16 protein-coding genes, 1 tRNA gene and 2 pseudogenes are annotated in these 20561 nt (G+C 70.9%); 9 read left to right on the plus strand and 10 right to left on the minus strand.

Annotated elements, in window-relative coordinates:
- Positions 1-2: 2 nt before the first annotated feature.
- Positions 3-635, minus strand: a complete 633-nt coding sequence (locus V8688_RS15000; RefSeq protein WP_342801053.1) for a helix-turn-helix domain-containing protein — start codon at positions 633-635, stop codon at positions 3-5.
- Between the two features lie 120 nt (positions 636-755).
- Between V8688_RS15000 and V8688_RS15005 the strand changes: the two genes are divergently transcribed.
- Positions 756-829: transfer RNA gene (locus tag V8688_RS15005), tRNA-Asp, on the plus strand.
- A 155-nt stretch (positions 830-984) separates the two neighbouring features.
- Here the strand turns inward: V8688_RS15005 and V8688_RS15010 are convergent.
- The 5 genes from V8688_RS15010 to V8688_RS15030 all read right to left on the minus strand — a co-directional run bounded on the left by V8688_RS15010 (position 985) and on the right by V8688_RS15030 (position 4815).
- A complete protein-coding gene (locus V8688_RS15010) occupies positions 985-2019 on the minus strand; it encodes a hypothetical protein (RefSeq protein WP_218717527.1) in 1035 nt (344 codons plus the stop codon).
- Positions 2020-2028: 9 nt separating this feature from the next.
- Positions 2029-3309 (minus strand): hypothetical protein, encoded by a 1281-nt coding sequence (locus V8688_RS15015; protein WP_342801054.1) that lies wholly within the window; start codon positions 3307-3309, stop codon positions 2029-2031.
- Positions 3309-3617, minus strand: coding sequence for a hypothetical protein (locus V8688_RS15020; RefSeq protein WP_218717525.1), 309 nt, complete (start codon positions 3615-3617; stop codon positions 3309-3311). The genes V8688_RS15015 and V8688_RS15020 overlap by 1 nt, the downstream gene beginning before the upstream one ends.
- A gap of 83 nt (positions 3618-3700) precedes the next feature.
- The gene (locus V8688_RS15025; RefSeq protein ID WP_255587452.1) at positions 3701-3883 is read right to left on the minus strand and encodes a transposase; all 183 of its coding nucleotides are present in this window, start codon (positions 3881-3883) and stop codon (positions 3701-3703) included.
- Complete coding sequence (locus V8688_RS15030; RefSeq protein ID WP_342801055.1) at positions 3799-4815, minus strand: RNA-guided endonuclease TnpB family protein; 1017 nt, start codon at positions 4813-4815, stop codon at positions 3799-3801. Before V8688_RS15030 ends, V8688_RS15025 begins: the two co-directional genes overlap by 85 nt.
- A gap of 150 nt (positions 4816-4965) precedes the next feature.
- On the opposite strand from V8688_RS15030, the gene V8688_RS15035 reads away from it, so the two are divergent.
- The gene (locus tag V8688_RS15035) at positions 4966-5649 is read left to right on the plus strand and encodes a GAP family protein (RefSeq protein ID WP_218717523.1); all 684 of its coding nucleotides are present in this window, start codon (positions 4966-4968) and stop codon (positions 5647-5649) included.
- A 124-nt stretch (positions 5650-5773) separates the two neighbouring features.
- The gene (locus tag V8688_RS15040) at positions 5774-6493 is read left to right on the plus strand and encodes a polyprenol monophosphomannose synthase (protein ID WP_255587442.1); all 720 of its coding nucleotides are present in this window, start codon (positions 5774-5776) and stop codon (positions 6491-6493) included.
- 55 nt (positions 6494-6548) lie between these two features.
- Here the strand turns inward: V8688_RS15040 and V8688_RS15045 are convergent, their stop codons facing one another.
- A complete protein-coding gene (locus V8688_RS15045; protein WP_342801056.1) occupies positions 6549-6989 on the minus strand; it encodes a DUF6069 family protein in 441 nt (146 codons plus the stop codon).
- 153 nt (positions 6990-7142) lie between these two features.
- Between V8688_RS15045 and V8688_RS15050 the strand changes: the two genes are divergently transcribed.
- From V8688_RS15050 to V8688_RS15060, 3 genes are all read left to right on the plus strand, one after another.
- Positions 7143-7694 carry a hypothetical protein gene (locus V8688_RS15050; protein WP_342801057.1) on the plus strand — a complete coding sequence of 184 codons (552 nt, stop codon included), beginning with the start codon at positions 7143-7145 and terminating at the stop codon, positions 7692-7694.
- Positions 7695-7774: 80 nt separating this feature from the next.
- Positions 7775-8335 (plus strand): copper chaperone PCu(A)C, encoded by a 561-nt coding sequence (locus tag V8688_RS15055; protein ID WP_308248423.1) that lies wholly within the window; start codon positions 7775-7777, stop codon positions 8333-8335.
- Entirely contained in the window at positions 8328-9533 is a 1206-nt protein-coding gene (locus V8688_RS15060) for a Dyp-type peroxidase (protein WP_342801058.1), read from the plus strand. Before V8688_RS15055 ends, V8688_RS15060 begins: the two co-directional genes overlap by 8 nt.
- Positions 9534-9551: 18 nt before the next feature.
- Here V8688_RS15060 and V8688_RS15065 read toward each other — a convergent pair whose 3' ends face one another.
- Together V8688_RS15065 and V8688_RS15070 are read right to left on the minus strand one after the other, a co-directional pair.
- Positions 9552-10970: an HAD-IB family hydrolase gene (locus V8688_RS15065; RefSeq protein ID WP_218717519.1), complete on the minus strand. Its 1419-nt coding sequence runs from the start codon at positions 10968-10970 to the stop codon at positions 9552-9554.
- Complete coding sequence (locus V8688_RS15070; RefSeq protein ID WP_218717518.1) at positions 10970-13399, minus strand: glycerol-3-phosphate 1-O-acyltransferase; 2430 nt, start codon at positions 13397-13399, stop codon at positions 10970-10972. Before V8688_RS15070 ends, V8688_RS15065 begins: the two co-directional genes overlap by 1 nt.
- A gap of 223 nt (positions 13400-13622) precedes the next feature.
- Here V8688_RS15070 and V8688_RS15075 point away from each other — a divergent pair, with 223 nt between their 5' ends.
- Positions 13623-14879, plus strand: coding sequence for a salicylate synthase (locus V8688_RS15075; protein ID WP_342801059.1), 1257 nt, complete (start codon positions 13623-13625; stop codon positions 14877-14879).
- A gap of 118 nt (positions 14880-14997) precedes the next feature.
- On the opposite strand, the gene V8688_RS15080 is transcribed toward V8688_RS15075, so the two are convergent.
- Positions 14998-16617, minus strand: a complete 1620-nt coding sequence (locus V8688_RS15080) for an AMP-binding protein (protein WP_342801060.1) — start codon at positions 16615-16617, stop codon at positions 14998-15000.
- 161 nt (positions 16618-16778) lie between these two features.
- Between V8688_RS15080 and V8688_RS15085 the strand changes: the two are divergent.
- Positions 16779-17000 (plus strand): annotated as a pseudogene (locus V8688_RS15085) (phosphopantetheine-binding protein); the annotation flags it as partial.
- Positions 17001-17198: 198 nt separating this feature from the next.
- A pseudogene (locus tag V8688_RS15090) lies at positions 17199-20561 on the plus strand (amino acid adenylation domain-containing protein); the annotation flags it as partial.

Here is a 20561-nt window from a genome sequence, read left to right on the forward strand (position 1 = left end):
GGTCAGGGAGCTCGGTGGGGTTGCTCGGTGAAGCCGATCAGCCGGTGGGCGATGGCGATGTGGTCGGTGACGAACTCGGCGCGCTGGTCGGCGCGTACGCGGGCGGCGCCGATGAGCAGTGCGTCGGACAGGGTTTCGACGATGCGCGGCAGCGGCGCGCACGGGTCGATCGCGCCCTCGGCGTCGACGCGTTCGAGAAAGGCGATGAACCGCTGCCGCAGGCGTTCCCGCATCCGGGTCCACTGCGCGCCGATCGCCGGGTCCACGTCGGCGCGATGCTCGATCAAGGTCCCCAGGGCGCCGTTGGCGAACACCGCCTCCGCGAACGCCCGCGTGGTGGCGGCGATGACCTCCGCAGGCGCGGTGACCTCGACGTCGACCACCAGCTGCGCGTCCAGGAACCGCGCGCACACCCGCTCGGTGATCGCCTGGAACACCTCGTCTTTGGAGGAGAAGTACGCGTAGAACGTCGCCCGCGAGACCCGCGCCCGCGTGGTGATCGTCTCCACCGAGGTCTGGTCGTACCCGAGCTCGGCGAAACACCCCGCCGCCGCGTCGAGCAATTCGCCCCGCCGCGGCCCACCACTGTCCTTGCGGGCCGACCGGGCCCGCTCCTGCGCCGCACTCGTGGTCACCGCCCGAGTGTCGTTGACATTGACGTCAATGTCAACGCTTCCTCGCGGGCCCCACCTGCGTGATTACCGCCCACACCGTTCCACCGGGTACAGTCCACCCGCGATGTAGCGATACATCACGGCCCTGTGGCGCAGTTGGTTAGCGCGCCGCCCTGTCACGGCGGAGGTCGCGGGTTCGAGTCCCGTCAGGGTCGCAAGAAAATCCCCGCACCGAGTATCGGTGCGGGGATTTCTGCGTTCGGGGGCGAGGTCAGCGGCGGTGGTCGATGCTGGTGATGCGGTAGCGGCCGGGGGCCNAAAATCCCCGCACCGAGTATCGGTGCGGGGATTTCTGCGTTCGGGGGCGAGGTCAGCGGCGGTGGTCGATGCTGGTGATGCGGTAGCGGCCGGGGGCCACTTCGGCGGTGCGCATGGTCTGCTGGATCTTCTCGATGGCGGTGTCGCCGGGCCACTGCTGCTGGACGGTGACGTTCCAGACGGTGGGGTCGGTGGAGTCGGCGCGGGTGATGTGGATGCAGTACTTGACGCCGGTGGGGAAGGTGGAAATGCCTGCGGCCAGGGCTGATTCGTCGCCCACGTGAGCGTCGTCGGTGACGTAGGTGCGGGCCTTCGCGGCATCGCGGTCGACGTAGTAGCTGTATTCGAAGCCGAGGATGGCGCCCTGCGGGGTGGCGGTGTCGCCGCGTTCGGCGCTGATCGTGATGGACTGGCTGCGGAAGGACTCACAGCCCGCCACCGCGTGCGCGGGCAGCGGGGCGACGGTGGTCGCGGTGGATCCCGTGGTCGGCGAACCGGAGACGGAGGCCTGTTTCGCCGCGACCGGTTTGTCGCCCGAGCCGAGGAAGATGTTCGCCGCCAGACCGAGCACCACCACGAAGATCAGCGCGCCGACGATGCCCTTCACCGCGGCGGCGGCCTTCGCCCGGCCGTGCGGATCGTCGTAGCGTTCGTCGTCGTACTTCTTGCGTGGCCTGCGCGCGATCGGGCCGCCACCACCGAAGTCCTTGAGCCGCGGCAGCACCGGCATCTCGACCCGATCACCGCTCTGCTCGGTCGCGGTGGCGGTGGCCCAGTCGTTCCAGTCGACGTCGTCGGTCCGGCGCGGCGGTTCCTCGACGGGCGCCTCGTCGTTCCAGTCGTTCCAGTCGCCGGTGAACCCGTCCTCCTCGGCGGCGGTGCGATAGATCGGCTCGGTCGGCGCGGTGGTGAGCGCGCCGGGAACCTCGTCGTAGTGTTCCGGCTCCGGTGGCGGCCAGGTCTCCGGATTGGTGCCGATGGTCTGCGGCTCGGCCTCACGCCGCCGCCGGCGTCGCCGTTTGCCCTGCGGACGACGGCGCGCCGGATCGGCGGGCGAGGCGAAATAGGCCCCGAACGGGTTGTCCATCCGGCGCCCTTACGCCGTAGCCGGGACGACTCCCGGCTGCCCGTGCTTGGGCGCGGCCGACGGGCGCTCGCTCTCCTGATCCTGTTGCGGACGGCTCGTCGGCGGAATCACCCCGGTCTGGCTCGGCTGCTGCTGCGCGGGTGCGGGCGCGGCGGGGGCCTGCTGCTGGGGCTGCTCGACGACCGGCGCCTGCACCGTGGGCGCCGGTGTCGTCGGCGCCGCGGGCGCGGGCTTGGTCGCGGTGCCGTTGCCGCCGGAGGTCTCCGGTTTGGTGGTGGTGTCGCCGTTGCCGAGCCCGGCGAACAGGCCGCCGGAGTTCCCGCCGCCGTTGGTGGACGGGCTGGTCGGCGTCGGTGTCGTCGTGGCCGGCGTGGTCGCCGTGCCCTCGGTGCCCGTGCCGGTGACATTCGCGGCGAGGGTGTCGATCCCGGTGGTCGCCAGTTCGGCGCCCTTGTCGATGCCGTGCATCGCGACCTCGGCGATCTTGTCGATCAGATGCGTGCCGAAGGTGACGCCCGCGTCGATCGCCGCGGTGCCCAGCGAGACGCCACCGTCGATCAGCGCCTCCTGCAGCGCGATCTGCGCCGCCGTCGCCGGATCGGTGGTGGTCGTGGTCGTGTCGGTATCGATGGTGTTCGTCGACGTGCCGCCGGTGCCGAGAACGTAGACGCCCGGCGACACCTCGACCGCGCCCGGCGGCACGGTGACCCCGTTGGTGCCGCCGAGATCGGAGGTCAGCTCCTTGGTGTTGCGGGTGTGCTCGTCCATCTCGGTGCTCGCGGTCCCGACGACGGTGACGGCCTCCTGGATCGCCTCCTCCGCCAGCGCGACGATCGCGTCCAGGTTGTTGCCGTTCACCGCGGGTGCGGCGGCCTTCGCCTTGGCGCGGAAGTCGGCGATGATCGCGTCGACCTTGGCCGCCGCGGTCGACTGGGTCGAATGCGCCTGGCCGAGCAGGGTGCTGAGCTTATGACCGCGGTCGGCGGCCGCCGACACCTCGGTGGCGGTCTGGCGCAGGGCTGGGGTGGCGGGCACCGCAGTATCGGTCGACTCCAGCGCGTACAGGCCGAGCCGGTGCGGGTCCTCGGTGGCGCTGGTCGCGGCGCTGGCCGTGGTCAGGGCGTTGACCACGTCGGTATCGGGGTCGGCGGAGGTGTTGGAGCCCAGCGATTTCCGCAGCTCCAGCAGCGGCACCTCGAGCAGGGCGACCACCGGCGCGATCTTGGCCTCGGCCTCTTCCTGCGTGATCGTGCTCAGTGTGGTCTCGGTGACCAGGGATTTCGCGCGCATCACGCCACCTCGCTCTCGATCGCGCCCAGGTCGCCCGCCAGCCCGCTGTCGACCCCGGTGACGTTGGCGCCGTACTGATTCAGGATGTCCTGATACGCGCTGACCAGATTCCCCGCGGTACTCAACGTCGACGCGTGCGCCCCCGCGGCCGCCGTCCACGCGGCCGCGAATTCCTTCCCCAGCACCCCGAGCCCCGACAGGTCCACCCCCGCCGCCGTCGTCGTGCTCGTCGCCGCTTCTCCGAGTAGATCCGCGACCCGAGCAGCAGCGCGCTGATACGCGTCGAGCGCTGATGGGTCGAATGACATTTCCGCCACGATGTCTTCCGTTCCATGAAGCCAGACAATGTGTCCCGGTCATCGACTCGCCGTCTTGCGACGACGAGGTTGAGTCAGTGACTCTTCCCGAGGCAGTCTCCCTGCACGACGAGGTCGTGTCCGACAGGAGTTCCTTCGGGCTGCTCCCGCACCAACTGTACGGTGTCGGCCGCTAGCGCGGCGAGGTTTCTCGCGGCGTTGACGTCCCGGTCGAGGGTGTAACCGCAGGCCTTGCAGACGTAGCTGCGTTCGGACAGGGCGAGCTTGGCTTTCGCCGCGCCGCATCCGGAACATGTCTTATGACGATCGTGTCGAACTCGGCAACCAGACGGGTGGTCAGCTTTTGCTGTGTATCGCGGCGCCGGTTCGCGACTCGGGCATGCAGTGTGTCGGCTCGCGCATGGGCCTTGGTCCAGCGCCGGGACGGCATCAGACCACCGCGCCGATCGGGGCCCTGTCGGCGTGCGATCTGCCGCTGCACCCGCCGCAACGACGTCTGCATGCGGTCGAGGTGTCGTGGATTCGGCACCTGTTCGCCGGTGGACAGCACGGCCAGCGACTTGATCCCCAGGTCGACGCCGACTGTCCGGTTCCCCGCACGGGAACGAGGGGCCGGGTCCCGCAACTCGACCGAGAATGACACGCTCCATCGGCCCCTCCCGAAGCTCAGCGTGGCCGAGCGTATCCGGGCAGACCCGCAGGCCACCTTCCGCGCCAGCTTACGAGTGGACTCATGGGTGCGGACCGGACCGATCACCGGCAGTTTGATGTGTCGGCGATCGGCCCCCAGCCCGAATGCGCCGGTGGTGAACCGGCACGTCGGACGCGTTCGATGTTTCGACTTGAAGCGAGGTAGCCGCGTGAGCCCGGCGCTGTAGTTCTTCAACGCAGTGGCGAGGTTCGCGCAGCCGGAGGCATACGCTTCCTTACTGTTCTCCGCCCACCACGGGGCCACCTCGCCTTTGGCCGCATTCCAGGCCTTGCGCAAGCTGTACGCCGAGGCGCTGATCCATGGGGTCAACTCGTCGGGCGCCAGGCCATACGACTCCTCGGCCCGGCGTTGGGACCAGTTCGCCAGCACACGCGCCAGACACCAGTTGAAGGCCAAGCGTTGTGCACCACAATGCGACCGCATCGCATCGGCCTGCGCGTCGGTGGGGTCGAGTGCGAAAACGAACGCGCGGATCATCGCGCGTCGTCGTCGGCGGTGGAGGTCGCCACTTCCCCCGGAGTGTTCGGTCTCACCCGGTCATTGTCACTCGTGCCGTCCTCGATCGCAGCTTCGCGAGGTCGGCGGTCGTCGGCTCGACCGTGACCGGCGAGTAGGGTCGCGGGGGTCATGGGTGTCCTGCTGATCACGTTGCTCGGGTTTGCGGTGGTCGACGCGTTGGATGTGCTGTTGGTGGCGATCACGACGGCGGTGGTGGCGGACAGTCGGTTGGCGCGGCGGTCGCCGGTGGTCGGGGGGCTCAGTTTTCTCGGTGGCGTGTTCGCGGTGTCGGTGGCGTTCGGGATCGCCACGGTGCTGGGGATCGATTTCCTGGTCCGGCTGTTCGACTTCGAGCTGACGCCGCTGCTGCGGTACTGGGGTGAGCTGCTGATCGGTGTGGTGCTGATCGTGGTGGCGGCGTTGCCGATGGACACGACGATGGGCAGCGGCGGGCGCTGGGTACGGCCGGTGCGGAAGTATCCGTGGTTGATGGGGGTGGTCGGGGTCACGCTGGGGCTGGCGAAGGTGCCGACCTCGGTGCCGTACCTGGCGGCGCTGGCGATGGTGTCGGCGCAGCGTCCGCTGCCGGTGGTGTGGCCGCTGATCGTGGTCGCGTACTGCGCGATCGCGCTGCTGGTGCCGCTGGTGGTGCTGGCGCTGGCCCTGCGCACGACTCCGCGCGCCCGCCGGGTCTATCGGGTGCTGGTGCGGGCGATCACCCGCTACGGTCCGCCGGTCGTCCGGGTGTTGTTCGTCGTTTTCGGCGTGGTCCTGGTGGTCGACGCGCTGGTCCACGCCCGCCAGCTGTGGTGACGCGGCCACGGCCGCTCAGGTTCGCGTCAGGTCGATCGAGTACGGTCATAACGAATCGATGACATGCTCGCGCACCCGTTCGGTGGGTCGCGCAGCGTAACCAGGTGAGCAGGGAGGGCGACCCTTGAGGGTTACCGTTGTTGTGCCGACCTACAACGAGCGGGAAAATCTGCCGGTGGCGGTGGAGCGGCTGACGGCACTGCCGGTTCCCGATCTGCACGTGCTGGTGGTGGACGACAACTCACCCGACGGCACGGGGGAGGTGGCCGACAAGCTGGCCGCCGAGCTGCCGAACGTGGTGAGCGTGCTGCACCGCACCGAGAAGGACGGCCTCGGCCGCGCCTACATCGCCGGCATCACCCAGGCCCTCGACGAGGGTGCCGACGTGGTGATCCAGATGGACGCCGACCTGTCGCACCCCGCCGAGGTGATCCCGGCGATGCTGGAGAAGCTGAGCTCCGCCGATGTCGGCGTCGTGCTGGGCTCGCGCTACGTCCCCGGTGGCTCGACCGCCGCGGAGTGGAAGTGGTACCGCAAGGCGCTGTCGGCCTGGGCGAACTTCTACGTGAACCTGATCCTGCGTCTCGGCGTGAAGGACGCGACCGCCGGCTTCAAGGCGTGGAAGGCCGACACCCTGCGCGCGATCGACGTGGCGTCGATCCGCAGCAACGGCTACTCGTTCCAGGTCGAGATGAACTACCGCGCGATCAAGAAGGGTTACACGATCGCGGAGGTGCCGATCCGGTTCGAGGAGCGCACCCTCGGCGCGTCGAAGATGAGCCTGAAGGTGCAGCTGGAGTCGGCGCTGATGCCGTGGAAGCTGCTGTTCGGCCGCTCGGTCTAGGACTTACGGCGAAGGGCCCCACCGGTTTCCGGTGGGGCCCTTCGTCATGTTCGGACTATCCGGTGGTGATGCCGCGGCGCACACCTTCCAGCGCGACCACGATCACCGGCACCAGCACAACGTGCATCACCGACAGCGCGATGGTGGAGGCGGTGTCGAAGTCGGCGTCGACGGTCAGCGCGATGGTCGCGATCGACAGCAGCGACCCGACGACGGCGGCGACCCGCAGCACGCCGGTCCACAGGTAGGACGCCGCGACCGCGACCGTCAGGCCGATCAGCAGCGGCACGGACGACATCAGGACCACCCCGCCGGGGGCGACATCGGAGACCTTCCCCGCGTTGGTCATGGTGAAGTCACCGCCCGCCGCGGCGCCGATCGCCCACACGATCAGGTTGAGCGCGACGGCGGCGACGACGCCGCCCAGCACGGCGACGGGGCGGGACAGCGCGGGCAGGGTCAGGGTGCGGGTGGCGGGGGCGGTGGTGGTGGTCATGTCGTTCTCCCTCATTCGGTGGTGAGACCATCATCAAACCTAAACAAATATTGAGGTCAAGCCGTCGGTCGAATTCTTTCGCTTCGCATCGATGAGACGCTGGTCATAGGCCCTGCGCCCGGTCACTACGACAGATGGTCGTAGCATGGCGGGGTGCGTTCACCGAGGGATCACACCGCGCGCTTACGTGGCGCCGCGGTGGGTGCCGCCTCCGGTGCGGTCGCCGTCCTGGCGCACGGACTCGGTGGCGCGAGCTCGGTTCCCGGCGGATCGTCGGTGGCCCTGCTGCTCGCAGCCTGCGCGCTGATCGGCGTCATCACCTCGGCCCTGCCGCGCGGGAACACGCCGCTGGCGACGATGGCCGTGCTGGCCGTCGGCCAAGGCGTCGGGCACACCGCGCTGTCGCTGGGACACGCCCAGCATCACCACGCCTTCTCCGCCGCCATGCTGGTCGCCCACCTGGTGGCGATCCCGGGGGGCGCGCTCGCGATCCGCGCCGCCGAGGTCGGGGTGCGCCGGGCGATCACCAGCGTGCGACGGCTGGTCCTCGCGCTGGATGGTCCGCCTGCCCCGTCCGCGCGACCGTGTCCGCTGCCCCGCGCCGACGAGCGCGCCCTCGCGCGGCAACTGCTCCGGCGACCCGGGATCGGACTGCGCGGTCCGCCTGCCGCAGGTCGTACCGCACTTCACCCCGTTCCGGCGTAGCCGCCGACATCCGCCGACGCGGCGGATGATTCGCCGTGCCGGTCCGGGTCCTCACCTCACCCGATGATCGGAGATCTGCCGTGTCCGCATTCCCGCATACCCTCCTGCGTTCGTCCCGCGCCGCCCGCCGGCTCGGCGCCGCGACCGCGCTGTCCGTCCTCGCCGTCTTCGCCACCGCCTGCTCGGACGCCGAGCCCGCGCCCGCCGCGCCCGCCGCGGCGGGTGACCGGATCACCATGAGCGACCAGTGGATCAAGGCCGCCGACTCCGGCATGTCCGCCGCCTTCGGCAATCTGAAGAACACCGGTGACGCGCCGGTGACGTTGGTCGCCGCGACCAGCCCCGTCTCGGATCGGGTCGAGATCCACGAGGTGGTCCCGGACAGCACCGGCGCCAAGACCATGCGCCCGAAGGAAGGTGGCATCACCATCCCCGCGCACGGCGAGGTGACGCTGAAGCCCGGCGCCGAGCACCTGATGTTCATGGACCTGAAGCAGCCGCTGCGCACCGGCTCGGAAACCTCGCTGACCCTCACCTTCGCCGACGGCTCGAGCACCGTCGTCACCGCGCAGGTGCGCGACTTCGCCGGCGGCAAGGAGAACTACGCGCCGGGCACCGAGAACTCTTCGCACGGTGGCTGATCCGCAGACCAAGCTCTCCCGCCGGCGATTGCTCGGCGGGGGAGCGGCGGCGGCGGGCGTGGTCGGCGCGGCCGGGATCGGCTGGGGTGCGGCCGGTCTCGCGCAGCGCGAACCCGAACGCGACGACGCGCTCGAGGTCGTCCCGTTCTACGGCGTCCATCAGGCGGGCATCGAGACGACCCCGCCCGGTCATGTCGCCTTCGCCGGTTTCGACCTGGCGCCGGGTGTCGGCCGCGAGGACGTCATCGGGCTGCTCCGGATCTGGACCGACGACGCGTCCCGGCTCACCCAGGGTCGGCCCGCGCTCGCCGACACCGAACCGGAGCTCGCCGTCCGCCCCGCGCGTTTGACGATCACGGTCGGTTTCGGCCCCGAGCTGTTCACCGCTGTCGGCCTGACCGAACGGCGGCCGAGCTGGTTGCGGCCGCTGCCGCCGTACCCCATCGACCGGCTCGAACCCGCCTATACCGGCGCCGATCTGGTGCTCCAGGTCTGTGCCGAGGAGGCGACGACGGTCGCGCACGCCGTGCGGGTGCTGTCCAAGCACGTGAAGTCGCTGGTGACGGTGCGCTGGGTGCAGCGCGGTTTCCGGGACGCGCCGCGCGGCCAGACCATGCGCAACCTCATGGGCCAGGTCGACGGCACCGTCAACATCGCCCCGCGCACGGTCGACTTCGATCGGCTGGTGTGGGACGACGGCACGTCGACGCCGTGGCTGGCCGGTGGCTCCTCCCTGGTGCTGCGCCGCATCGCCATGGACCTCGACACCTGGGACGAGCTCGACGCCGACGGCCGGGAACTGACGGTCGGCCGCCGGGTGTCCAACGGCGCTCCCCTGACCGGCACCGCCGAACACGACGAGCCGGACCTGGCCGCCGTCGACCGCAACGGCATCCCGGTCATCCCGCCGTCGTCGCATGTCGCCAGGGCCAGGCACACCCACGCCGGGGAACGGTTCCTGCGCCGGGGATTCAACTACGACGAGGCCCCCGCGCCGGGGCAGGTGTCGAACTCGGGCCTGCTGTTCGTCGCCTACCAGCGCGACATCGCCGCCCAGTACCTCCCGGTCCAGGCGCGCCTGGCGGAATTCGACGCGCTGAACCAATGGACGACCCCGGTCGGCTCGGCGGTCTTCGCCATCCCACCCGGTGTCCCCGGCCCTGGTCGCTACCTCGGCCAGCAGCTGTTCGAGGGCTGAGACCGAGTCCGGCCGGGCTCAGTCGGCCTGCGGCCAGTCCAGCAGGGTGTTCTCGAACAGCCGGCGGACGCTTTCGACCTCGTCGTCCATGTCGGTGGGGTCCCAGCCGGAGACGTCGATGGGCGGCAGTACCGCGACATCGACGACTCCGGACCGGGCGATCGGTGAATCGCGCCAGGCGATCTCGCCCGCGTTGCGGATCACCACGGGGATCACCGGGACGCCGGCCTGGATGGCGATGTGGAAGGCGCCCTTCTTGAACGGGCCGACGCCGGGCGTGTAAGACCGGGTGCCCTCCGGCGCGACGGCGATGGACAGGCCGTCGCGCAGGGTCGAGACCACCGGCGCGAGCGCGGCTTTGGCGCGTTCGGTGTCGGTGCGGTCGATGAAGGTGACGCCGACGAACCGCATGAGCGGGCCGAACAGGGGATGGTTGGCGAGTTCCTTCTTGCCGATGCCGGTGACCGCGCCGTCGAGCACCTTGGGCACGATGATCACGTCGAACTGGCTCTGGTGGTTGAACAGGAACACCGCGGGGCGCGGGGAGCGGGCGTGCTCGGCGCCGACGACCCGCAGCCGCACATCGATCGCCGCCAGGGTCGCGGTGGTGCCGTCGTGCATCAGCGCGTCGGCCATCGCCTGACGCTCGCGGGTGTAGCTCTTGCGCAGCACGCCGACCAGCGCGCCGCCGAGGAGCGCGGCGAATCCGGCGAGGGTGCGCAGGTAGTCGACCGGCCGTGGGGCCTGCCGGGGCCGGAACGTCAGCGCGGGCCAGCCGCGTTCGGTGGCGAGCTCGGCGAGTTCGGGATCCGGGTCGACGACGGTCGGGATCTCGGCCAGGTCGAGCAGCGTCAGATCGGTGATGCTGTCGGCGTAGGCGTAGCCGATCTGCACCTCGGCGGCGGCGGCGAATTCGGCCACCGCCTCGGCCTTCTCGACCCGCCACAGCGGCGCGCCGTCCGGCTGCCCGGTCACGACCCCGTCGCGCACGGCCAGCTGGGTGCACAGCACGTGGTCGATGCCGAGCCGCTCGGCGGCGGGCTGCACCTGGAAGCGGGTGAGCTCGCTGACCAGCACCACCGTGTGCCCGGCGAGCTGATGCGCGCGCACGAGCTGCCACGCCTCGGGGAACAGCCGCCCGTAGATCTCCCGGCGGAAGGCGCTGCGGCCCAGCTCGTCCAGCTCGGCCTCCGACATCCCGGCCCAGCTCCGTTCGACGGCTTGCAGGAACCGCCCGAAGTCACCGTCGCCGCCACCGCGCCGAATGCCCCCGAGCAGTGCGGCCCGGCGCGCGTCGCCACGGCGCAGCACCCGGCTCGGCAGCCCACGGCGGGGCAGCCCGTCGACGACGGTGCCCCCGAAGTCGAACACGGCGGCGACGCCCGGTCCCTGCGGACCCGACCTGATCGCGGCGACGGCCGCGGCGAGGGTGCCCATCAGATCGTGGTCCGGTTCGACGGGTCGAGGCTGGCCGCGCGCGCGATCCGCTCGCCGAGATCACGCAGCCGATCGGCGAATTCTTTTCTGCGCGCGACCAACTCGTCCTCGGCGCCCTCGGGGGCTGGGCCGATCAGTCCGTGGTTGGCCGCCAATTTCCAGGCGCTGGTGAACAATTCGGTCGATACCGATTCGGGGCTGTGCAGCCGCTGCTGCAACAGCATCTGCTTGCCGACGGCGACGCACTCGTCGATGAACTCCTTGCGATCGATCGTCGCGTCGGCCGGGCGCGCGGCCAGTCGCTCGGCCACCACGAGCTGGGCGTCGAAGAACGAGCGCAGGACGCGATGGGCCATCACGAACCCGGAATCGGTGAGCGCGCCGAGGAATTGACGATCCAGCCGGTCGTCGGGGGTGTTCTCGTCCCATTCCGGCACGATCAGGCGCACCTCGTCGATGATCTGCTCGGCGAATTCCTGGCGTTCGGGGAAGAAGAACTCGAACTTGAGCAGGTCGCGCAGCGCGAAGGCGGCCTTCCAGGCCGAGCGCAGCGGGTCGTCACCCGGTTCCTCGACGGCGGTGAGCGCGGCCAGCTCGAGGATGGCGCGGTTGACGAACCAGTGCACCGCGCTGTTGCGATAGAAGGCGGCCTCCAGGTGCGCGCCCGGTTCGATCGCGTAGACCGGTTCCAGCCCACCGCGATACACGGTGACCACCCCGGCCAGCGCGAGCTGTTCCAGCACTACACGCAGGCCCTGGTCGTCGCGCAGGGCGGACAGCTCGCCGCTGGGCAGGCCGCGCTGGGCGATATAACCGAGCACCGGGTCGACCACGGTGCGGACCTGTCCGAGCGTCAGCGCGCGCTCGTGCACGCCGAGCAGGGCTAGGGTGACCAGCGCGTTCACCGTGATCGGGGTGACGGCGTTGATCCCGACGGCGACGTCGAAGGCCAACCGCTGCACCGCTTTGCGCTCGGTCTCGCTCAGCGCCGACTCGTCGGGAACGCTTGTCGCGCCGGTCGTGGTGTCGCGCAACGGGATGGTCGTCGGCCGCTGGTCGAGCGGATCACCGTGCGCGCCCAGCCGTTCCCGCGCCGAGAGCGGCTCGCCGAAGCGCACATACACGCGTCCGGCCGAATGCTGCTGGCTGCGGACATATCTGGCGAGCCAGCCGATGCCCTCCGGCTTCTTCTTGCCGCCGGACTGTTCGCTGGCGATCGCCCCCAGCTCGTTGAGCCGCTCGTAGGTGATCGACACCGGCACCAGCAGCACGTCTTCGACGCGGCGTGAACGGACCGCGGCGGCGAGGTAATTGAGCAGACCGTAGCGCGGCGGCCGCAGCTTGCCGGTGCGGGTGCGCCCGCCCTCGAAGTACCACTCCATGTTGAATCGCTTGGCCAGCAGATAGGCGAAGTACTCCTCGACGACGGCCTTGTACACCTCGTCGTCGCCGAAGCTGCGGCGGATGAACACCGTTCCGGTGCGCCGCGCGATCGGGCCCATCGGCCAGAAGTTCAGGTTCGCGCCGCCGATCACGTGATTGGGGGGGAAGTCGTTGCGCGCCAGCACGTCACCGAGGACGAACGCGTCGACGTAGGAGCGGTGCGAGGGCAGGAACACCAGCGGGAACTTGCGGTTGAGCTTGCGCAACGCGTCCAGGCCGTGCAGGTCGGTGTCGACCTTCCAGGTCGAGGCGTGCACCGGCCGCATGGCCTGGGTGAACAGGTCCGAGACCAGTCGGCTCTGCGCGGCGACGAGCTCGCGCAGCGCCTTCTCCGCGTTGCGGTACACCTGGTCCGGCTCGGAGCCGATCTCCTCGGCGATGTAGTCGAGTTTGCGCTGGAATTCGGGGGAGTCGAGGATCTCCTCGGCCACCAGCTGCGGCACCTTGTAGCGGTCGCCGATCACGGTGCGTTCGGCCCGTTCCAGCGCCACCACGGCCGCGCGCACCACCGACCGCGCGAACGGATCGGCCGAGCCGGCCCGCAGCAGGGCGGCGGCCTCGGGGTTGTTGGTGCGCAGTTCGCTGAGCCGGGCCGGCGCGCCGACGAGCACCCGGTGCCGGTCGGGTTCGGTGCGCAGCAGCCTGCGCTGGACCAGTCGATTGGGCTTGCGGGGGTTGGTGAGCAGGGCCAGATCGGCGAAGGTGACCCGGCGGACGCCGTCGCGCTCCGGCGGCAGCCACAGCACCCGGACCGGGACGACGAGTGGGTCGTCGTGCCTGCCGACCAGGCGTTTGGTGATCGCCTTGGCGTCGAGGTCGAGCTGGGTCACCGGGGCGTCGGAGCCGATGTCGCGGGCCAGCCCGCCCTCGGCGATCCAGTTGCCGATCAGTTCGCGTTCGACGCCGGAGGCCGCGTCGACCAGGGCGACCACCGAGTCTGCCCCGGATCCCGTTCGCGGGCCGCGCCGCCCACCGATGTCGATCATCCCTCCATTCAAGCGGCAGTTCCGCCTCGGCGCACCGAACTTCGACGACAGCGCGTGGCGGGGACCGCTCGGGGTGGCATAGGTTACCCAATGCTGGGCTGGCCAATCGACGAGGTAATGCTAACCTAACCCGAAGAAGTTAGGTCAGCATTACCTTGGAGGATCGTTGTCGTCGACGGAGCAGCCCGTACGGGTGGAGTATGTGACCGATCCAGCGGCAGCGATGTCTCGTCTGGCGGCGGCGGACCGCTTCGGTGAGTACGTGATGTACGAGCAGCCGGGGGAGTGGGTGTTCGCCGCCGATCCGCTCGGCAGCGTGGAACTCGACGCCGGTGAGCTGCGCACGGTGTGGGGCGGCAAGACCACCGCGCGCGCGTGGACGGGCAGTCCCGCGCAGGTCGTCGACGCCGCGCTGGCCGAACTGCCGCTCGACGGCCGCAACGCCTTCGGCTGGATCGGATTCGAGTTCTGCGCGTACTCGCTGGCGGCCACCCGCTACCTGAACCAGCGGACCCCGCTGGCGCACCTGATGATTCCGCGGATCGAGGTGCGCATCGACGCCTCCGGCGTGCGGATCAGCGGTGCGACCCCGGGGGAGGCGTGCGATATCCACGACCTGATCGCCGCGTCGCAGGGCACCGACCTGCCGGTCGCGCACCCCATCGACGTGCGGCCCGACCCGACCGGCTACCAGGACCGCGTCGCCGCAGCGGTGGCCGAGATCCGTTCCGGCAGCTACCAGAAGGTCATCCTGTCGCGGAAGGTCGCGCTGCCCTTCGCCGTCGATGTGCCCGGCACCTATCGCCTCGGCCGCGTCAACAACACCCCCGCCCGCTCGTTCCTGCTGCGCCTGGGCGGGCTGGAAGCGGCCGGGTTCAGCCCGGAGCTGGTGGCCTCGGTCGACGACGATCGCATCGTCACCACCGAGCCGCTGGCGGGCACCCGCGCCTTCGGGCTCGGTGTCGAGGCCGACGACGCGGCCCGCGCGGACCTGCTCGCCGATCCGAAGGAGATCGTGGAGCACGCGATCTCGGTGCAGACCTCGTTCGCCGAGATCACCGAGGTGGCCGCGCCCGGCACGCCCGCTGTGTCCGACTTCATGGCGGTGCGCGAGCGCGGCAGCGTGCAGCACCTGGCCTCGACCGTGCGCGGCACCCTCGCCGCCGACCGGACCAGCTGGGACGCGCTCGAGGTGCTGTTCCCCTCGGTGACCGCCTCCGGCATCCCCAAGCGCGAGGGCGTCGACTCCGTCTTCCGCAACGACCACGACCCGCGCGGCCTGTACTCCGGTGCGGTGGTGTGCGTCTCGCCGACCGGCGCGCTCGAGGCGACCCTGGTACTGCGCGCGATCTATCAGACCGGCGAGGGCGCCTGGCTGCGCGCCGGTGCGGGCATCGTCGGGCAGTCGCGGCCCGAGCGTGAGTTCGAGGAGACCTGCGAGAAGCTCGGCAGCGTCGCGCCCTACGTCGTCAAGGCTTGAGCCTGTCCGCGAATTCTGCCGATCGTCGGGTGCGCGGGACTTGGGCATCGGGCCGACGGTGGTGGCCGTCGGCCCGATGCCGGGCGTACCCGTGTTCACGCGAGATCAGTGCGCGGGGTCAGGCGAAATCGGCGCGTAGGGCCTTCTTGTCGATCTTGCCGACGGCGGTGATCGGCAGCGAATTCGCCTGGCGCAACAGGTCGGGCAGCTTGTAGGTGGCCAGCCCGCGCTCGGTGAGGAAGGTCTTGAGCTCGCCCAGGCTGGGCAGTTCGCCGGTGACGACCAGGACCACGCAGGCCTTCTCGCCGAGCGAGGCGTCCGGCAGACCGACCGCCGCCGCGTGCCGGACGGCGGGATGGGCGAGCAGGTGCTCCTCCAGCTCGTCGCACGAGATGTTCTCGCCGCCGCGGTTGATCACGTCCTTGATCCGGCCGCTGACCACCAGGTGCCCACTGGGCAGCTGCCGCACCAGGTCACCGCTGCGGTAGTAGCCGTCGGGGGTGAAGGCGCGCGCGTTGTGTTCGGGCGCGCGGTAGTACCCGCGCAGCGTGTACGGGCCGCGGGTGAGCAGTTCGCCCTCCTCGCCGGGCGCGACGTCGTTGCCGTCGGCGTCGACGACGCGCAGTTCGTCAGCGGGGGAGAGCGGGCGGCCCTGAGTGGTGTAGACGAGCTCGTCGTCATCGTCGAGGCGGGTGTAGTTGAGCAGGCCCTCGGCCATGCCGAACACCTGTTGGAGACGGCAGTGCAGGGCTGGCTCGACGTCGCGGGCGTTGACCTCGGCCAGACGCGCGCCGCCGACCTGCAACAGCCGCAGCGAGCTCAGGTCGGCGTCCTCCCAGTCGACCGCCGCGCTCCACAATTGGGCCAGCGGCGGGACGACCGCGGTGACGGTGACGCCGTGCTTCTCGATCGCGGCGAAGGCCGCCTCCGGGCTCGGGTCGACAGTGAAGGCGATCGCGCCGCCGGTCGCCACCACGCCGAGGATGCCGGGGCAGGCCAGCGGGAAGTTGTGCGCGGCGGGCAGGGTCGCGAGGTAGACGTCGTCGGCGGTGAGTTCGCAGATCCGGGCGCTGGCGGTCGCGTTGTAGGCGTAGTCGTCGTGGGTGCGGGCGATCAGTTTGGGCAGGCCGGTGGTGCCGCCGGAGACCAGCATCAGCGCGATCTCGGACGGGTCGATCACCGGCAGTGATGCGCCGTCGGCCGCGATCGAATCCAGCGCGGTGAACTCACCCGGATCACCGGCGACGAGGACGTGGCGCAAGCTCGGGACGGTCTGGCGCACCGTGGCGGCGAGCTCGCGGTAGTCGAAATCGCCCAGGGTGTCGGGGATCAGGTAGGCCACGGCGCCGGAAAGCGCGGCCAGGTGCTCGATCTCGGCGCGGCGATGCGCGGGCAGGGTCAGCACGGGGATGATGCCCGCTCGCAGCAGTCCGAACAGGGCGGTGGCGAACTCGGGAATGTTGGGCAGCTGCACGACCACCCGGTCGCCGGGTTCGATGCCGAGCGCGAGCAGGCCGTGCGCCATCCGGTCGGCGGCGGCGTCGAGGTCGGCGTAGGTGCGCACGCCCGTGTCGGCGAGGATCGCGGGCCGGTCCGGCTGGGTGCGGGCGGAGTCGCGCAGGAGGTCGCCGAGGGTGCGTCCGGCCCAGTAGCCGTCGGCGCGGTACTGCTGTGCGGCGGCCTCGGGGAAGGGGACGTAGCCCTGGCGATGGTCTGCTGCGGCTGATGTCGACGTCACGTTCTGCCTCGCTGCTCTGGCCGGTGGTCCGGTGGTTCGGCGCCCGCGTCGCAGGCTACCCTTGCATAGGTTAGGCAACCCTATCTCAATGGAGTAGGCTGCCGCCGAGCAGTACCGGAATCCGTCCGGCCACGGACGGCGAGCAAGGAGTGAACCGGCAGATGGATACCGCACCCGCAGGCGTCGTGATCGACCGCGCCGAGATCCGCGCCGCGATCGCCCGCCAGCTCGAGCTCACGCCCGACGATGTCGCCGACGCCACCGACCTCATCCAGCTCGGCCTGGACTCGATCCGCACCATGAAGCTCGCCGGCGGCTGGCGCAAACGCGGCATCGCGGTGAACTTCGCGCTGCTGGCGGCCCATCCGACGGTCGACGCCTGGTACGCCTTACTCAACGGCGCGCATCCGGGCGAACTCGATGCCGCCGCTCCGAATACGTCCGCGGAGGATGCGTCGCCGGCCGGCTCCGCCGAGGGCTCGGCCGCCGCACCGAGCGCGGTAGCGCGTGGCCCGCTCGTGCGCGACCGCCTCGAATCCACGACGGCTGATGGCGCGCAGCCCGTCGGCGACCCGGTCGGGGCCCCCGACTTCGAGTCGGCGGCAAGCGAATCGGAGATCGTCCCCGACGACGGGACGCCGTTCGCGCTGGCCCCCATGCAACACGCCTACTGGATCGGCCGGTCCGACGCCCAGGAACTCGGCGGCGTCGCCGCGCACCTCTACGTCGAATTCGACGGCGCGGATGTCGATCCCGAGCGGCTCGCGCGGGCCGTCGACCAGCTGCTGGTGCGCCACCCCATGCTGCGCACCCGGTTCCTGCCAGACGGCACCCAGCAGACCCTCGACCGTCCCGGTCGCCCCGTCTACAGCGTCACCGACCTGCGTGCGTCCTCCGCCGAGGACGCCGAGCGGCGGCTCGGGGACCTGCGGACCGCGCGCACCCATCAGCGGATGGCGGTGCAGGACGGCCAGGTGATCGATATCGCGCTGACCCGCCTGCCCGAGGGCCGCACCCGCCTGCACCTCGATGTCGACATGCTCGCCGCCGACGCGATGAGCTACCGCATCCTCGTCACCGACCTGGCCCGGCTCTACCACGGCGAACAGCTGCCGCCGCAGGACTACACCTTCCGGCAGTACCTGGCCGAGCACCCGGCGGGCACCGGTGACGAGCACGCCCGCGACCGCGCCTGGTGGCAGGATCGTCTGCCCGAGCTGCCCGGCTCGCCGGAACTGCCGCAGTCCCAGCACATTTCCGACCCCAGCCGGACCGTCCGCCTGCATCGCTGGCTGTCGCCGCAGGCCAAGGCCCAGGTGTTCGACGCCGCCCACGCGCGCGGCATCACCCCGGCGATGGCGCTGGCCTCGGTGTTCGCCGAGACCATCGGCGGGTGGTCGGCGCAGCGCCGGTTCCTGCTGAATCTGCCGCTGTTCCACCGTGAGCCGGTGCACCCGCAGGTCGACGGCGTCGTCGGCGACTTCACCTCCTCGGTGCTGCTCGAGGTCGACGTCACCGAGCCGGCCACCGTCGCCGACCGGGCCCGCGCCCTGCAGCAGCGGCTGCACGAGGCGGGCGCGCACTCGGCCTACTCGGGCCTGGAAGTGCTGCGCGATCTGGGCAGGCACCGCGGCGAACCAGTGCTGGCCCCCATCGTCTACACCAGCGCGCTCAACCTGGGCGAACTGTTCGCCGACGCCGTCACCGACACCTTCGGCGAGCCGGTCTGGATCATCTCGCAGGGCCCGCAGGTGCTGCTGGACGCCCAGATCACCGAGGTCCGCGGCGGCCTCCTGCTGAACTGGGACATCCGCGAATCCGCCTTCCCCGCGGGCATGGTCGAGTCCATGTTCGCCCGCTACATCGAGGCCATCGAACGTCTCGGCGGGCAGACCTCCGCGCCTGCCGACGCGCCGGTGAGTGCCGAGTCGGTCGCCGGTGCCACCGAGCCCGTGGCGGACTCCGCGACGCCGGAGGCGGCCGACCCCGGTGGCCGTGGACGGTCTGCCGCCGCGATCGGCGGTGCCGGGTGGCAGGCCGAGGCAGGCGTGCGAATCCCGGTGGAGCAGGCCGCGACTCGGGCCCGCGTGAATGCCACGGCCGGTCCGGTCAGCGGGGGACTGCTGCACACGGGCTTCTTCGCCAACGCCGCAACCAACCCGTCCGCGCCGGCGGTGCTCTGGGAGCCCGCCGGGCAGCTGACCTACGGCGAACTGGCCGCCGACGCGCTGGCGGTCGCCGGTGCGTTGCGCGAAGCCGGTGTGGCGCCGGGTGATTCGGTCGCGGTGCAGCTGCCGAAGGGGCCGGATCAGATCGTCGCGGTGCTCGGTGTGCTGGCGGCCGGCGCGGTGTACGTGCCGATCGGCTTCGATCAGCCCGCCGCCCGGCGCGCGGAGATCCTGCGCACCGCCGACGCGGTCGCGGTGCTGACCGTCGGCGGCGCGCGGATCCCCGACGTGCGAGCGATCGATCTGGCAGAGGCCCGCGCGCACGCGGAACCGTTGGCGCGCCCCGTCTTCGGTGATCCGGAGAACATCGCCTACGTGCTGTTCACCTCCGGCTCCACCGGCAAGCCCAAGGGTGTCGAGGTGCCGCATCGCGCCGCGATGAACACCATCGACGACCTCAACGAGCGCTTCGGCCTCGGCGCCGCCGATCGGGCGCTGGCCCTCTCGGCGCTGGAGTTCGACCTGTCCGTCTACGACATCTTCGGCCTGCTCGCCGTCGGCGGCGCGGTCGTCGCGGTGGACGACACCCAGCGCGCGGACCCGGTCGCGTGGGTGGACCTGATCGGCCGCCACCGGGTGTCGATGCTCAACTGCGTTCCGAGCCTGCTCGACATGCTGCTCACCGCCGCGGCGGGTGCGGCACTGCCGTCGCTGCGCACGGTGATCCTCGGCGGCGACTGGGTCGACGTGGCCCTGCCCGCGCGCCTGGCCGCGGTGGCGCCGGAGTGCCGGTTCGCCGGTCTCGGCGGCGCCACCGAGACCGCGATCCACTCGACCATCTGCGAGGTCGTCGACGCGCGGGTGCCCGCCGAGTGGAGCGCGGTGCCCTACGGCACCCCGCTGCGCAATGTGCGCTGCCGCGTCGTCGGGCCCGCGGGCAACGACTGCCCCGACTGGGTCACCGGTGAGCTGTGGATCGGTGGCGACGGCGTCGCGGCCGGCTACCGCGCCGATCCGGAACGCACCGCCGACCGGTTCGTCACCCACGAGGGCGTGCGCTGGTACCGCACCGGCGACCTGGCCCGCTACCTGCCCGACGGCGGCCTGGAGTTCCTCGGTCGCGCCGATCACCAGGTCAAGATCCGGGGTTACCGGGTGGAGCTCGGCGAGGTGGAGAGTGCCCTGCGCGCGGTTCCCGGCATCCGGCACGCGGTCGCGGCCGTGGTCGGCGCCGCGGCCCCGAAGCTGGTCGCCGCGGTCGTCGCCACCCCGGACACCGCCCTCGACGTCGATGCCGTGCTGGCGGCGACCGCCGAGCTGGTGCCCGCCTATATGGTTCCGACCCGGCTGGAACTGCTCGCCGAACTCCCGCTCACCTCGAACGCCAAGCCGGACCGCAAGGCGGTGCGCGCGGTGCTCGAGCGCAGCGAGACCGTGGTCGAATTCGTCGCGCCGCGGACCGATCTGGAGCGCGCGCTCGCGTCGGTGGTCGGCGAGGTGCTCGCGACCGAGCGGATCGGCGTGACCGACGACTTCTTCGCCCTCGGCGGCGACTCGGTGCTCGCCACCACCGCCGTGGCCCGCATCCGCGAGTGGCTCGACGCTCCCGACACCGTCGTCGCCGACCTGTTCACCGCGCGCAGTATCGCCGGGCTGGCGGCGCGCATGCTCGAACGGGAAGCCGCGGCGGGCGCCACCGGCAGGCTCGAGGCGGTCGCCGCGATGTACCTCGAGGTCGCCGCGATGACCGACGAGGAAATCCTCGCGCAGTCCTGA

Source organism: Nocardia sp. No.11, assembly GCF_038752175.1.
GTDB classification, from domain to species: domain Bacteria; phylum Actinomycetota; class Actinomycetes; order Mycobacteriales; family Mycobacteriaceae; genus Nocardia; species Nocardia canadensis.

Coding starts and splice junctions, on each gene's coding strand:
- V8688_RS15010 (WP_218717527.1), bottom strand. CDS start 2,019: ATGGACAACCCGTTCGGGGCCTATTTCGCCTCGCCCGCCGATCCGGCG.
- V8688_RS15015 (WP_342801054.1), bottom strand. CDS start 3,309: ATGCGCGCGAAATCCCTGGTCACCGAGACCACACTGAGCACGATCACG.
- V8688_RS15020 (WP_218717525.1), bottom strand. CDS start 3,617: ATGTCATTCGACCCATCAGCGCTCGACGCGTATCAGCGCGCTGCTGCT.
- V8688_RS15030 (WP_342801055.1), bottom strand. CDS start 4,815: ATGATCCGCGCGTTCGTTTTCGCACTCGACCCCACCGACGCGCAGGCC.
- V8688_RS15035 (WP_218717523.1), top strand. CDS start 4,966: ATGGGTGTCCTGCTGATCACGTTGCTCGGGTTTGCGGTGGTCGACGCG.
- V8688_RS15045 (WP_342801056.1), bottom strand. CDS start 6,989: ATGACCACCACCACCGCCCCCGCCACCCGCACCCTGACCCTGCCCGCG.
- V8688_RS15065 (WP_218717519.1), bottom strand. CDS start 10,970: ATGGGCACCCTCGCCGCGGCCGTCGCCGCGATCAGGTCGGGTCCGCAG.
- V8688_RS15070 (WP_218717518.1), bottom strand. CDS start 13,399: ATGATCGACATCGGTGGGCGGCGCGGCCCGCGAACGGGATCCGGGGCA.
- V8688_RS15075 (WP_342801059.1), top strand. CDS start 13,623: ATGTCTCGTCTGGCGGCGGCGGACCGCTTCGGTGAGTACGTGATGTAC.